The following is a 13,140-nucleotide window of genomic DNA, read 5'->3' as shown; positions in this document are numbered from 1 at the left end:
GAATAGCGCAATATAAAAATCAATGGTAATTTTAATTTTTATCTTTGGATATTTATTAATTACTCTTGAGAATTTTTTTTCTGTGAACAAAGTTATTCCATCTATTTTGATGGCTGCTATTTGTTGGTCTTTAATTATATATTTAAATATTCCTGTTTATGAATATGCATTAGATCAACATTTGATCCTGAAAAAAGATCCTAAACATCTATTATTATTTCATCTAGGGAAAGCATCTGAAATTGTTTTTTTTCTTATTGGAGCTATGTCTATCATTGCTATTATTGAAAAATACTCTGGATTTGAAGCTCTAAAAGAATTATTTTGTACAAATACAAAACGTAAATTTTTATGGATTATCAGCATAGTTTCTTTTTTATTATCTGCTATAATAGATAATCTTACGGCAACTATGGTTTTGATTTCTCTTTTGAGAAAAATAGTTTATAATTATAAAGATCGTTTATATTATTTAGGAGTAGTTATTATATCTGCTAATGCAGGAGGGGTTTGGTCTCCAATTGGAGATATAACTACAACTATGTTATGGATTTCTAACAAAGTAACCACAACTCATCTTATAAAAAAAATATTTATCCCATCTGTATTATGTATGATTATTTCTACTTTAATAGCATCTTATATGCCTGTTTTTAATGGATATATTCAAATAAAAAAAAATGATCTATCAAAAGATCATATAAATAGAGGTTTTTTTATGTTAAAAATAGGTTTATTTCTAATGTTACTTGTTCCAATTTTAAAAACTATAATAGGCATTCCTCCATACATGGGAATGATGTTTTCCTTAGGAATTATACTTTTTATATCATCTAAAAAATACAGATCTAAATCTATTTTAGATGATACGTTTAAAAACGTAGACATATCTAGTATTTTATTTTTCTTAGGAATTTTACTTTCTGTTTCTTCTTTAGAATCTATCGGTAAATTATATAGCCTATCTCATTGGATTAATGAAACTGTTTATACATGGAAAATAACAACTTTTTTATTTGGATTAATTTCTTCTATTATAGATAATGTTCCTTTAGTAGCCGCTACCATTGCTATGTTTTCTTATCCTATTAATCATGATTTATGGCATTTTATCGCTTATACTTCTGGAATAGGGGGGAGCATTCTTTTGATAGGATCTGCTGCTGGAGTCGCAGCTATGAGTATGGAAAAAATAGATTTTTTTTGGTATTTAAAAAAAATTAGCTGGATTGCTTTGATAGGGTATGTATCTGGATTTGTTTATTTATTAATTTATCCATTTTTTTCTTTGTAATAATTCTATAAAATTTCCTCCTATATATGAAAAGGGTAAAAAAATAGGTAGTATTACTATTTTAAACCATAATGGAAATGGATAGAAAAACATATGAAATAATGTTATGAAAAATAAGATAAAACCTGTTAATATTGCATAAGCTTTTTTTGCTTTTTGTGCAAAAAAAGCGGTGATCATCCCTCCTAATAGAGCGCTAAAAGCATAAAAAAAAATTAGAACTATAAAAAATTCAGTAGGAGCTTCAGTTAAAATATACTTGAATTTTTTTAATGGTATAAATTGTATTTTCGTAAACCATCTTTTTATAAGTTGAATAGCGTAAAGTATTTCTACAATACTTATCAAAACTCCTATAGATATAGATAATATATTACGGCACATAACATAATGAAATCTATTTTTTGTTATTTTGTAAAAATAAACATCAATTTTTAATTTTTTTATTATGAATTCTATTATAAATTGGACCTCAATTAAAAAATATGAAGATATTTTATTTTTTTTTGGAGAAGGTATTTCTAAAATAGAAATTAATAGACCATGGTGTCATAATGCATTTCGTGTGGAAACGGTTAATGAGATGATAGACGCAATAAATATATGCAGCTGTAGAAGTGATATAGATGTATTAATTATAACTGGATCTGGAGAAAAATCCTTTTGTTCTGGAGGGGATCAAACTACAAGAGGGCTTGGTGGATATTTAGATAAGAACGGGGTCCCAAGATTGAATATTTTAGATTTTTACAAAAAAATAAGAGAAATACCTAAACCAGTGATAGCTATGGTAAATGGTTATGCAGTAGGAGGCGGCCATGTTCTGCATGTTGTTTGTGATTTAACTATAGCTTCTGATAATGCTATTTTTAGTCAAGTAGGACCAAAAGTAGGTTCCTTTGATGGAGGATTTGGGTGTTCATATTTAGCCCGACATATCGGACAGAAGAAAACACGAGAAATGTGGTTTTTATGTCAAGAATATACAGCTAAAGAAGCTTTAGAAATGGGACTGATTAATAAAGTTGTGAATAAAAAAGAATTAGAGAAAGAAACCATAAAATGGTGCAAAATTATACAGAAAAGAAGCCCTATGTCTTTAAGAATGATAAAACGTAGTTTAAATGCTGAATTGGACGGACAACATGGATTAATGCAATTAACAGGAGACGCTACTTTAATGTTTTATTTAATGGAAGAATCTCAAGAAGGGAAAAAAGCTTTTTTAGAAAAAAGGGCTCCAAACTTTAAAAAGTTTCCAAAATTTTTATGAAACTAAAGTATTGGTTTTATGCGGCTCGTATTTATACCTTACCTTTATCTTTTTCTGGAATAACTTTGAGTTTTATTATATCTAAATCCAGAACAAATGTTGATTTTACTTCTTATATTTTATGTATTATCACCGCTTTATTATTGCAAATATTGGCAAATTTTTCAAATGATTATGGAGATAGTATAACTGGGGTAGACAATTTTAAACGAATAGGGCCTAGAAGAACAATTCAATCTGGTTTTATTTCTTTATCAGAAATGAAAAAAGCTATTTGTATATTTTCCGTATTATCTTTTTTTTCAGGATTTTTATTGCTTTGTAATACTATTTTATGGAAAAATATTTTTATTTTTTTTATATATTTCATGGGAATTTTTATATGTGTGTGTAGTTCTATAAAATATTCTATTGGACCATATCCTTATGGATATATAATAGGAATGGGCGATTTATTTGTTATGATTTTTTTTGGAATTTTTTCGGTGGAAGGAAGTTATTTTTTATATACACATACTTTATGTATGGATATATTTTTTCTTTCTTTATCTATAGGATTTTTGAGTGTAGGGGTTTTGAACCTAAATAATATGAGAGATTTAGATAATGATTATGAAAATGGAAAACACACTATGGCTGTATGGTTGGGAATAAAATATGCTAAATTATATCATACATTTATTATATTGATTTCAATATTTATAGGTGGATATTTTATTTTTTTGAATCAAAAAGCTATTGATTATTATCAATGGTTTTTTTTTATTTTTATTTCTATTTTTTTAATATTGCATATAAAAAAAATAATTTATATACAAGAAAAAAAACAGTTCAATTCTGAATTGAAAAAATTAGTGATACTCACTTTTTTATATGGATTTAGTATAGGAATTGGTTTTATAAATTAAACTTATGAAAATTACTTTTTTTTCTCATAGCACATGTATAATAGAAATACATGATAAGTATTTGTTAATAGATCCTTTTTTTTCTGGTAATCCTATTTTTAGGAATACAAATTTTTTAAAATTTTTTACAAAAATAAATTATATTTTATTGACTCATGCACATTATGATCATGTGTGTGATGTGGAATTATTTTCTAAAAAATTTAATAATGCTTTAGTAATTTCTAATTATGAAATATCTAATTATTTTGATAAAAAAGGAGTAAAAACATATGGAATTAATTACGGTTCTTTTATATCTTTTCCTTTTGGAAAATTAAAATATGTTTGGGCGGCTCATTCTAGCGTTTTTAAGGATGGGACTTATGGTGGAAATCCAGGAGGCTTCCTTTTACATACAGATGAAGGAAATTTATATATATCAGGAGATACATCAGTAATGTATGAAATGAACCTTATTCCTCTTTTTGGAAAATTAAAACTCTCTATTTTACCTATAGGAGGGAAATACACTATGGATATAGAAGAATCTATTATTGCTTCAGATTTTTTGAAATCTGAAAAAATATTAGGAGTTCATTATGATACTTTTGAAGATATTCGAATTGAGAAAGAACAAGCAAAAAAAAGGTTTTTTGAAAAAGGAAAAGAGTTAATTTTATTGGAGAAGGGAGAGACTCTATATATTTAATATAATAAATATAATATAATAAATGAAAAAGCATAGAGAGATTAATTGTTTTTTAAAAAAAAGAACGTTTTTTTTTAGAAATACAATATTTAACTCTAATAGAAAGTTTAAAAAAAATATTATATGGTTTATTATATTAACACAAAATAATAATATAGGAATAGGAGAATGCAATCCAATATTGGATCAATCTGCTTTAAATAATTTAAAAAAATTTGAAATAGAATTAAGAAATCTTTCTAATAAGATACTTTCTTTAAAAAAAATAGAAATATATTATTATTATAAATATATTTCATTTTCATCTATTTTATTTGGATTAGAGCAAGCTTTTTTAAGTTTGAAAACTAGATTTCCTGTGTTATATCATTCTGAATTTACTTATGGAAAAGAAGGGATACCTATAAACAGTTTAATGTGGTTAAATTATTTTAATAATGTAAAACATGCAATAAAAGAAATGGAAAATTTAATTATTAAAGGCTTTTTATTAATAAAAATAAAAATTAATTCAGAATTATTTAATAATCAGTATTTTGTTTTGAAAGAAATAAAAAAAAAATATCCATTTATAAAAATACGTGTAGACGCAAATGGTTGTTTCAACAATATTCAAGAAGCTTTATATTACTTAAATAAATTTTATGATTTAGATATTATTGATTCAATGGAACAACCAATATTATCTGGCAATTGGAAAAGTATGTCAGAAATATGTAAAAAATCCAAAATACCTATAGCATTAGATGAAGAGCTAGAAAATGTTAATATATTAAAAGAAAAAAAAAGATTATTGGATGTTATTCAACCTAAGTATATTATACTAAAACCTAGTATAAATGGGGGATTTTACGGAACTGAAGAATGGATATTAGAAGCTAATAAAAGAAAAATAAAATGGTATATTAGTTCTTCTTTGGAAAGTAATATTGGAATTAATGCTATTGCACAATGGACTTTCATCATGCAAAAAAAATATAATAATCAAGGTCCTCATGGATTTAATACAGGAATTTTGTACCTAAATAATTGGATTTCTTCTTTAGAAATTAAAAAAGGTTTTATTTGGTATAATCCATTTACAAAATGGAAAATAAAAATATTATTAAATAAATAAAAAAAAATGTGGATAGATTTTTCTTCTAAAAAAATATTGACTTCTTCTTATTTTTTAAACAAAAAAAAAGATTTTTGGAAAAAAGATATTTTTTCTTTTTTAAAAAGTTGGTATGACAATAAACCTATATTATCATCTTTAACTTCTGGAACAACAGGTGTTCCTAAAATTATTTCTTTACGTAAAGAACATATGTATGAAAGAGCGATAAAAACTGTAAAATTTTTAAAACTTAAAAAAAAAGGAATTAGAGGATTATTATGTTTATCTCCAGATTTTATAGGCGCTAAAATGTTCTTAGTACGTGCTATTATTTTTAAATGGAAAATATATTGCGTCCCTCCATCATCGAATCCTTTAAAAAACATTAAAGAATATTTTGATATAACATCAATGGTTCCGCTACAAGTTTTTTTTAGTTTAAAATATTTAAAAAATATTAAAATTGTTTTAATAGGAGGGTATTCTATTTCAAATTTTTTGGAAAAAAAATTGCAAAATATTTCAACAATTTGTTATGCTACTTATGGTATGACCGAAACTTTCGGTCATATTGCTATAAAAAAAATTAATGGATTAAATAAATCTGTTTTTTATGAATCATTTCAAGATATCACTTTGAGTGTAGATAGTAGAAATTGTTTGGGTGTTTTTTCTTCATGTTGCATGGACTCATTTGTGCAAACAAATGATATTGTTCATATAATATCTAAAAATACATTTACTTGGATAGGAAGATATGATAACGTTATTAACAGTGGAGGAATCAAAATTATTCCTGAATTAATAGAAAAAGAAATTAGTTTTTTTATTCCTTATGAAAAACGATTTTTTATATCCTCAATTCCTGATAAAATATTAGGAGAAAAAATAATATTAATTATTGAAGGTAATCCTTTTCCATTACATATTCCAGATACCATTTTTAATGGAAAAAAGAAATTTTATAAGCCAAAAAATATTTTTTTTATTTCTCATTTTACAAAAAATTTATTAGATAAATTTAATAGAAAAGAAATTATAAAAAAATTAATAAAAAAATAATATATTATATATTCTTTGATTTTATTCTTTCATCAAAAAAAATTTTGAGTTTTTTAATAAAAGTTTTAGTATTTAAATAATTATTTTTTTTCTCATTTTTGTATGATAATTGAAATAAATCTTTAGTCATATTTCCAGATTCTATAAAATCTATGCATGTTTTTTCCATTTTTTCCGAAAAAAACTTTAAATCTCTGTTTTTATCTAGAATAGCGCGATGTTTAAGACCACGAGTCCAAGAAAAAATGGAAGAGATAGGGTTAGTAGACGTTTCTTGTCCATTTTGATGTAATCTATAATGTCTTGTAATAGTTCCGTGAACCGCTTCAGATTCTAAAGTTTTTCCATCTGGAGTAAGCAAAATAGAAGTCATCATTCCTAGTGAACCAAATCCTTGAGCTATGAAATCGGATAGAACATCTCCATCATAGTTTTTACAAGCCCATATAAATTTTCCATTTAATTTAATTGATTTTGCAATCATATCATCAATTAATCGATGTTCATAAGTAATCTGTAGTTTTTCAAATTTTGATTTAAATTCATTATTATATATTTCTTGAAATATTTTTTTAAATCTTCCATCATATGTTTTTAATATAGTATTTTTAGTAGATAAAAAAAGAGGCCATTTTTTATATACAGAATAATTAAAACAAGAACGAGCGAATCCATAAATAGATTGATCTGTATTGTACATTCCCATAGCAATACCAGGGCCTATAAAGTGATGAATTTTAAATTTTATTGATTTGTTCTTTTTATTGTCATCTGGAACAAAAGAAATATATAATTTCCCTTTTTCCTCAATAAAAAAATCTACAGCTTGATATTGATCAGCATAAGCATGTCTAGCTATACATATGGGGTTAATCCAACTTGGAATAGAACGAGGAATATTTTTCACTATAATAGGCTCTCTAAAAACAGTTCCATTAATAATGTTTCTAATAGTTCCATTTGGGGAATTCCACATTTTTTTTAGATGGAATTCTTTCATTCTATCTTCATCTGGTGTAATTGTAGCACATTTAATTCCTACATTATATTTTTTTATAGCATAAGCAGCATCTATAGTGATTTGATCATTTGTAATATTTCTATTTTTTATTCCTAAATCAAAATAAATAATATTTATATCTAAATAAGGAAAAATAAAATATTCTTTTATGTGCCTCCATATAACTCTAGCCATTTCATCTCCATCTATTTCTACTATAGGATTAGCAACTTTAATTTTTTTCATGAACTTGATAAAGTTTATTATGAATATAACATGTTTTTTTAAAAAAAAGAAATTCTTATATTTGCGTGATTATTTATTTTATAGGGATCTTATTCTTAACGTTAACGTAGCAAAAACGTAGGAAAGAGATAGATTTTATGTATCTGTAAATTAAGAACACTTTCTAATTTTTTCCATAAAACAAAGGAATTTTTACAATTATATAAATTGAAATTTATATTTTTTCATTATGTACATGTTGTTGGTTTTTGAAATATGGAATAAGGTTTTTTTTATAAAAAAATCAGTAATTTGTATAAATTATGATCAAAATTCATTCATACGTAACGTATGCGTATGATTGTATATGTTTGTTATTTTTAGTATAGAAATTCTATTTTATTGTTTTATTTAGGTTTTAAAAAAAATATGTATATGATTCTGGTTAATAGAATCAATTATCAGAATAATAATATTATTATATATGTGGTGTAGTAAATAAATGAACAAACACACACATGAAATGGTACTTTTATTTATTTTTTAGGGATACATTAGCTAATATAAAACATATTTTATAATTATAATAACGAATTCTTTAAAGAACAGAAGTTTGATTCTATATATAAATATGATATAATAAAAAACAGAAAAATAAATGTTAGATTTTTTAACAACCATATTTGAAAATAACAAGAATAAAGATACTTATCCTGATAAGAAAAAATCTGAAAATTTTGTGAATAAATTATTTCATATTTTATTTACTCCCAATCAGAATATTTTGAATGATGCTATTTTTTTTAGAAAAAATTACTATAAATTACAAGATCTTTTATATGATATTTTTATTGAATTGAATATAAATGAAAAAGATTCTGATAATCTTACTAAGATATTTTTTAAAGAAGTTCCTAATATTTATAAAACCTTGATAATAGATGCTAATGCGATATTGAAGTCGGATCCTGCCGCAACAGTTATAGAAGAGATTTTTCTTTCTTATCCTGGTTTTTTTGCTACTGCATTATATAGGATTGCGCATCAATTATGGATTCAAAAAATTCCAATTATTCCAAGATTGATAACAGGATATGCACACAGTAAAACTGGAGTGGATATTCATGCATCAGCAAAAATAGGAAAAGCTTTTGCCATTGATCATGGAACAGGAATAGTTATAGGTTCTAGTACAAAAATAGGAGAGAAAGTTAAAATATATCAAGGCGTAACTTTAGGTGCTATTTATGTAGATAAAAAACTATCAAATATAAAACGTCATCCAACAATAGAAGATCAAGTAACAATTTATGCTGGAGCGACTGTTCTCGGTGGAGAAACTATAATAGGGCATGATAGTGTACTTGGAGGTAATGTTTGGGTAACAAAAAGCGTCCCCCCTTTTTCTATAGTATATCAAAAAAACGAAATAAAAATGAGAAATAACAGTCCTTTTCCTGATCCCATTAATTTTATGATATAATAAAAAAAAAATAAAATGAAAGTTGATAGCATTTTAAAAACTATTGGAAATACCCCTCATGTACGTCTTAAAAAATTATTTCCTAATCATCAGGTATGGATGAAATTGGAAAAGAATAATCCTGGAGGAAGTATTAAAGATAGAATAGCTTTATCTATGATAGAAGATGCAGAAAAAAAAGGAATTATTCATAAAGGAGATATTATCATAGAACCTACTTCTGGAAATACAGGGATAGGATTATCTATGGTTTGTTCTGTAAAAGAATATCGTCTTATTTTAGTTATGCCAGAATCTATGAGCATGGAGAGAAGAAAATTATTTTCTATTTTTGGAGCTAAATTTGTTCTCACTCCAAAAGAAGATGGGATGAGAGGAGCTATTAAAAAAGCTGAAGAATTAACTGATACTATTCCAAATTCCTGGATGCCCAAACAATTTGATAATATTTCAAATCCAAATATACATAAAAATACAACTGCAAAAGAAATAATCAATGCTTTTCCTAATGGAATAGATTATTTCATAACAGGGGTAGGGACTGGAGGTCATATTACTGGAATAGGAGAAGTATTAAAAAATCAGTTTCCTAATATAAAAATTTTTTCTGTAGAACCTATAGAATCTCCGGTTATATTTGGTGGAGTTCCTAATCCTCATTCTTTACAAGGGTTAGGGGCAGGTTTTATCCCATCTATTTTAAATGTCAAAATATTAGATGGATCTTTTTTAGTTTCTAAAGAAGACGCTTTTTATTATGTTAAAAAAACGGCAAAAAAAGAAGGAATTCTTGTTGGAATATCTACTGGAGCGACATTATCTGCTATACAAAAACAATTATCTAAATTTTCAAAAGAATCTACTATATTGACCTTGAATTATGATACTGGAGAAAGATATTTATCGCTTGATGATCTTTTTTTATAAAGAAAAAAAAATCATAAATTTATAATTTCATAAAGAAATAGGAAATCTTGATTAAATTATTTATTTTTATTTTAAAGGTTTAATATTAATTCGTTATGTTTTCTATGAATTTGGTTAAAATATAATAAAATACTAGAATAGTAGAGTTCTATATTATAATCTGTTACAGTATACTATACTAGTATATTATTATTACATGGACCTTTTTTTGGTGTACTTCCCTATTAATTTAACTTTTATTTTCGTTACAAAATCCGTGTTCTGATATAATATATAAAAACTAAAATTATAGTTTAATATTGAATTATGACTTTTTTGGCAAAAAAAATTATTCTAAATAATAATAATATTTGTAATAGTATGTTATCTGAATCAAATAATAAAACATTTTTTAGGTTAATGCAAGAATCTTCTACAGAAGAAATTATATGGATGTCTGGTTACATGTCTGGATTCTTATTTTATAAGAAAAATTTTAAAGAATTTATAAAAAAAAAAGAGGAACAGGGAATAACATTGGTTTATGGAACAGAAACAGGAAACGCAAAAAATTTAGCATTTGATCTATATCAAAAAATAAAAAAAGAAAAATTACAAATAAAAATAAAATTGATCGATTTAAATCAATATTGTTTAAAAGATTTAGAAAAAGAAGATTATTTTTTCATTATAATGAGTACGCATGGAGAAGGAGAGCCACCTTCTTCTGCAAAATCTTTTTTTAATTTTATTCATAATAATAAAAATATATTTTTAAAAAACATGAAGTATAGCGTATTGGCGTTAGGAGATAAATCTTATACTTATTTTTGTAAAGCAGGAGAAGATGTAGATAAACGCTTACATGATACAGGAGCTATAAGAATCGTTTCATTACATAAATGCGATGTTGATTATGAAAATCAAGCATATAAATGGTTTTCCAAAATTATAAATTTTTTAAAAAAAAAAAAATACGGAATTAATACGGAAAATAAAGACCGGAAAATTTATGGACAAATTTTAAATAAATTGATTCTAAATAATCAAAAAAAAGGATCTGATAAAGAGATTTATCATATTGAAATTTTTGTTCAAGATAAAATAAAATATTCTCCTGGAGACTCTGTAGGGGTTTTTCCAGAAAATCCCTCTAGTGAAGTGGATGATATTATAGAATATATAAAGAAAAATAGAAAAGAAGAATTTGAAAAGTATGAATATGAAGAAAAAAATAAAATATTTGACCTTTTTAAAAAAAATCTAAATATTCTTTCTTTGTCGGAAAGTTTTTTGAAAAAATATTCTTCTTTATCGGAAATAAAACCAGAAGAAAAAAATGTTTTTTTAAATTCCAAATGGAGGCTGATTAACCTTTTAATAGAATTTCCTATGAAAGATGAATTTTCTTTAAAAGATTTGATAAAAATTATGGAGCCTATAAAACCTAGACTTTATTCTATTTCTTCATCTCCTGCAACTCATGGAAATGAAATTCATATTACTGTATCTCGTCATCATTTTAAATTAAATGGAGAGACCGTATATGGTCATTGTTCTGATTTTTTATCTAAACTTAAAATAGGAGATGAATTATCTTTCTTTATTTATAAAAATCGGTTATTTAATTTACCTAACTCGGATAAGGATATGATCCTTATTGGGCCTGGTACTGGTATTGCCCCTTTTCGTTCTTTTCTATATGAAAGGGAAGCAACAGGAGCTACGGGTAAAAATTGGTTGTTTTTTGGGGATCAACACTTTGATCCAGATTTCTTATATCAAACAGAAATCAAAAATTGGAAAATAAAAGGTATTCTTCATCGTGTTAGTCTATCCTTTTCTAGGGATCAGGAAAAAAAAATTTATGTGCAGAATAAAATATGGGAAAATAGAATAGAATTTTTTTCTTGGATCAAAAACGGAGCCTATGTTTATGTTTGCGGAAATAAAATTCCTATGAGTATAGATGTAGAAAATATGATTTGTAGCGTTATAGAAGAAGTAGGAAAATGTGATTCAAAGCTTTTTATAAAAAAAATGAAAAAAGAAGGAAGATACTTAAAAGATGTATATTAAATTTTAGATTTTAGTTATTGAATGTTTTACAGAAAAATATTGTTTATTGCTTTTTTATCTGAAAAACTGACAGAAAACTCCCTATGATAATCATGTATTTATTCATATTCATGTGCGATAAATTAGGATTTTATGTAATCCTGTATTTATTAAAATTATGTTAGATTTAGTTTTTTATTTAAAAAAATAATTTTCTCTACAATTTTTTTATCCATCTTATATTTTGATTCTTTAGTCCATCCAGCAATATGTGGGGTTAATATAACTTTATTAGAATGAATAAGATAAAGAAAACTTTTTGGAAGTTTATGTTTAGGAAAAATATTATTATAGGAACAATTTTCATATTCTAATACATCTAAACATGCTCCGTGTATTTTTCCATTTTTTAATGCTTCTGCTAAATGAGTAGTTATCACACATCCTCCACGGGAAGTATTTATAAAATAAAAAGGTTTGCAAAATTTTATTATAAAATTATAATTTATCATTCCTTTTGTTTCCTTAGTATAAGGAACATGTAAACTGACTACGTCTGATTTTTTAAAAATTGTACTCATATTTACTTGTTTCCCATAAATATCTCCTACTTTAGGCCGTATATCATAACATAATATTTTAGCGTTAAAACCTGATAATTTTTTTGCGAAAGCTTTTCCTGTATTTCCATATCCAATAATTCCTATTGTTTTTCCCATAATTTCTATTCCTCTATTAGTTTCTCTATTCCATTTACCTTTTGTAATTATTTGTTGGTGTGAATGAATAATATGGTTCATCATACACAACAACATACCTATAGCATGTTCTGCCACCGCATCTTTATTTCCTTCTGGAGAAGAAATTAAAGTTATTCCTTTTTTTATAACAGAATCTTTATCTATATTTTCTGTTCCAGATCCAATACGAGCTATAAACTTCAAGTTTGTAGCTTTTTCAATAAATTTTTTATCTATTTTTAACCTACTTCTTAAAATAACACCATCATATAACGATATATCAATTTTATCTGTTGAATCGTTATAATTTTCATCACAAATAAATCCTTTTTGTTTTAACTTATATATAATAAAAGGATGATTTTTATCCAATATTAATATTTTTTTTATCATACGTATTA

At 24.9% G+C, this 13,140-nt stretch carries 12 protein-coding genes; 9 read left to right on the top strand and 3 right to left on the bottom strand.

From position 1 onward, the window contains the following. The first annotated feature begins 22 nt into the window (after positions 1-22). Entirely contained in the window at positions 23-1,294 is a 1,272-nt protein-coding gene (nhaD, locus tag H0H64_RS01855; RefSeq protein ID WP_185857111.1) for a sodium:proton antiporter NhaD, read from the top strand. On the opposite strand, the gene H0H64_RS01850 is transcribed toward nhaD, so the two are convergent. Then, positions 1,268-1,678: a hypothetical protein gene (locus tag H0H64_RS01850; protein ID WP_185857110.1), complete on the bottom strand. Its 411-nt coding sequence runs from the start codon at positions 1,676-1,678 to the stop codon at positions 1,268-1,270. The genes nhaD and H0H64_RS01850 overlap by 27 nt on opposite strands. Positions 1,679-1,742: 64 nt before the next feature. On the opposite strand from H0H64_RS01850, the gene menB reads away from it, so the two are divergent. The 5 genes from menB to H0H64_RS01825 are packed head-to-tail and all read left to right on the top strand — an operon-like array spanning position 1,743 to position 6,327. Further along, entirely contained in the window at positions 1,743-2,567 is an 825-nt protein-coding gene (menB, locus tag H0H64_RS01845; RefSeq protein WP_185857109.1) for a 1,4-dihydroxy-2-naphthoyl-CoA synthase, read from the top strand. Next, entirely contained in the window at positions 2,564-3,475 is a 912-nt protein-coding gene (gene menA, locus H0H64_RS01840; RefSeq protein WP_185857108.1) for a 1,4-dihydroxy-2-naphthoate octaprenyltransferase, read from the top strand. The genes menB and menA overlap by 4 nt, the downstream gene beginning before the upstream one ends. Before the next feature lie 4 nt (positions 3,476-3,479). Then, a complete protein-coding gene (locus tag H0H64_RS01835; RefSeq protein WP_185857107.1) occupies positions 3,480-4,166 on the top strand; it encodes a metal-dependent hydrolase in 687 nt (228 codons plus the stop codon). Between the two features lie 22 nt (positions 4,167-4,188). Beyond that, on the top strand, positions 4,189-5,283 hold the full coding sequence (locus H0H64_RS01830; protein ID WP_185857106.1) for an enolase C-terminal domain-like protein: 1,095 nt from the start codon (positions 4,189-4,191) through the stop codon (positions 5,281-5,283). A gap of 6 nt (positions 5,284-5,289) precedes the next feature. Further along, positions 5,290-6,327, top strand: a complete 1,038-nt coding sequence (locus H0H64_RS01825) for an AMP-binding protein (protein WP_185857105.1) — start codon at positions 5,290-5,292, stop codon at positions 6,325-6,327. A gap of 4 nt (positions 6,328-6,331) precedes the next feature. Here H0H64_RS01825 and H0H64_RS01820 read toward each other — a convergent pair whose 3' ends face one another. Next, on the bottom strand, positions 6,332-7,573 hold the full coding sequence (locus H0H64_RS01820; protein WP_185857104.1) for an NADP-dependent isocitrate dehydrogenase: 1,242 nt from the start codon (positions 7,571-7,573) through the stop codon (positions 6,332-6,334). A gap of 637 nt (positions 7,574-8,210) precedes the next feature. Here H0H64_RS01820 and H0H64_RS01815 point away from each other — a divergent pair. The 3 genes from H0H64_RS01815 (at position 8,211) to H0H64_RS01805 (ending at position 12,020) form a co-directional block, all read left to right on the top strand. After that, positions 8,211-9,035, top strand: coding sequence for a serine O-acetyltransferase (locus tag H0H64_RS01815; protein ID WP_185857103.1), 825 nt, complete (start codon positions 8,211-8,213; stop codon positions 9,033-9,035). Between the two features lie 15 nt (positions 9,036-9,050). Next, positions 9,051-9,962 carry a cysteine synthase A gene (gene cysK, locus H0H64_RS01810; RefSeq protein WP_185857102.1) on the top strand — a complete coding sequence of 304 codons (912 nt, stop codon included), beginning with the start codon at positions 9,051-9,053 and terminating at the stop codon, positions 9,960-9,962. Positions 9,963-10,277: 315 nt separating this feature from the next. Beyond that, a complete protein-coding gene (locus tag H0H64_RS01805; RefSeq protein WP_238784981.1) occupies positions 10,278-12,020 on the top strand; it encodes a diflavin oxidoreductase in 1,743 nt (580 codons plus the stop codon). Positions 12,021-12,175: 155 nt separating this feature from the next. Here H0H64_RS01805 and H0H64_RS01800 read toward each other — a convergent pair whose 3' ends face one another. Continuing rightward, positions 12,176-13,132 carry a 2-hydroxyacid dehydrogenase gene (locus tag H0H64_RS01800; protein ID WP_185857101.1) on the bottom strand — a complete coding sequence of 319 codons (957 nt, stop codon included), beginning with the start codon at positions 13,130-13,132 and terminating at the stop codon, positions 12,176-12,178. Positions 13,133-13,140: the final 8 nt, after the last annotated feature.

Source organism: Blattabacterium cuenoti (assembly GCF_014251635.1).
Taxonomy (GTDB): Bacteria; Bacteroidota; Bacteroidia; order Flavobacteriales; family Blattabacteriaceae; genus Blattabacterium; species Blattabacterium cuenoti_S.
The sequence above is the reverse complement of the archived record's forward strand: the minus strand, read 5'-3'. Positions and strand labels throughout refer to the sequence as shown.

Excerpts from the sequence above, each read along its gene's own strand:
- nhaD (WP_185857111.1), top strand. The coding sequence starts at position 23 with ATGGTAATTTTAATTTTTATCTTTGGATATTTATTAATTACTCTTGAG.
- H0H64_RS01850 (WP_185857110.1), bottom strand. The coding sequence starts at position 1,678 with ATGTGCCGTAATATATTATCTATATCTATAGGAGTTTTGATAAGTATT.
- menB (WP_185857109.1), top strand. The coding sequence starts at position 1,743 with ATGAATTCTATTATAAATTGGACCTCAATTAAAAAATATGAAGATATT.
- menA (WP_185857108.1), top strand. The coding sequence starts at position 2,564 with ATGAAACTAAAGTATTGGTTTTATGCGGCTCGTATTTATACCTTACCT.
- H0H64_RS01835 (WP_185857107.1), top strand. The coding sequence starts at position 3,480 with ATGAAAATTACTTTTTTTTCTCATAGCACATGTATAATAGAAATACAT.
- H0H64_RS01830 (WP_185857106.1), top strand. The coding sequence starts at position 4,189 with ATGAAAAAGCATAGAGAGATTAATTGTTTTTTAAAAAAAAGAACGTTT.
- H0H64_RS01825 (WP_185857105.1), top strand. The coding sequence starts at position 5,290 with ATGTGGATAGATTTTTCTTCTAAAAAAATATTGACTTCTTCTTATTTT.
- H0H64_RS01820 (WP_185857104.1), bottom strand. The coding sequence starts at position 7,573 with ATGAAAAAAATTAAAGTTGCTAATCCTATAGTAGAAATAGATGGAGAT.
- H0H64_RS01815 (WP_185857103.1), top strand. The coding sequence starts at position 8,211 with ATGTTAGATTTTTTAACAACCATATTTGAAAATAACAAGAATAAAGAT.
- cysK (WP_185857102.1), top strand. The coding sequence starts at position 9,051 with ATGAAAGTTGATAGCATTTTAAAAACTATTGGAAATACCCCTCATGTA.
- H0H64_RS01800 (WP_185857101.1), bottom strand. The coding sequence starts at position 13,132 with ATGATAAAAAAAATATTAATATTGGATAAAAATCATCCTTTTATTATA.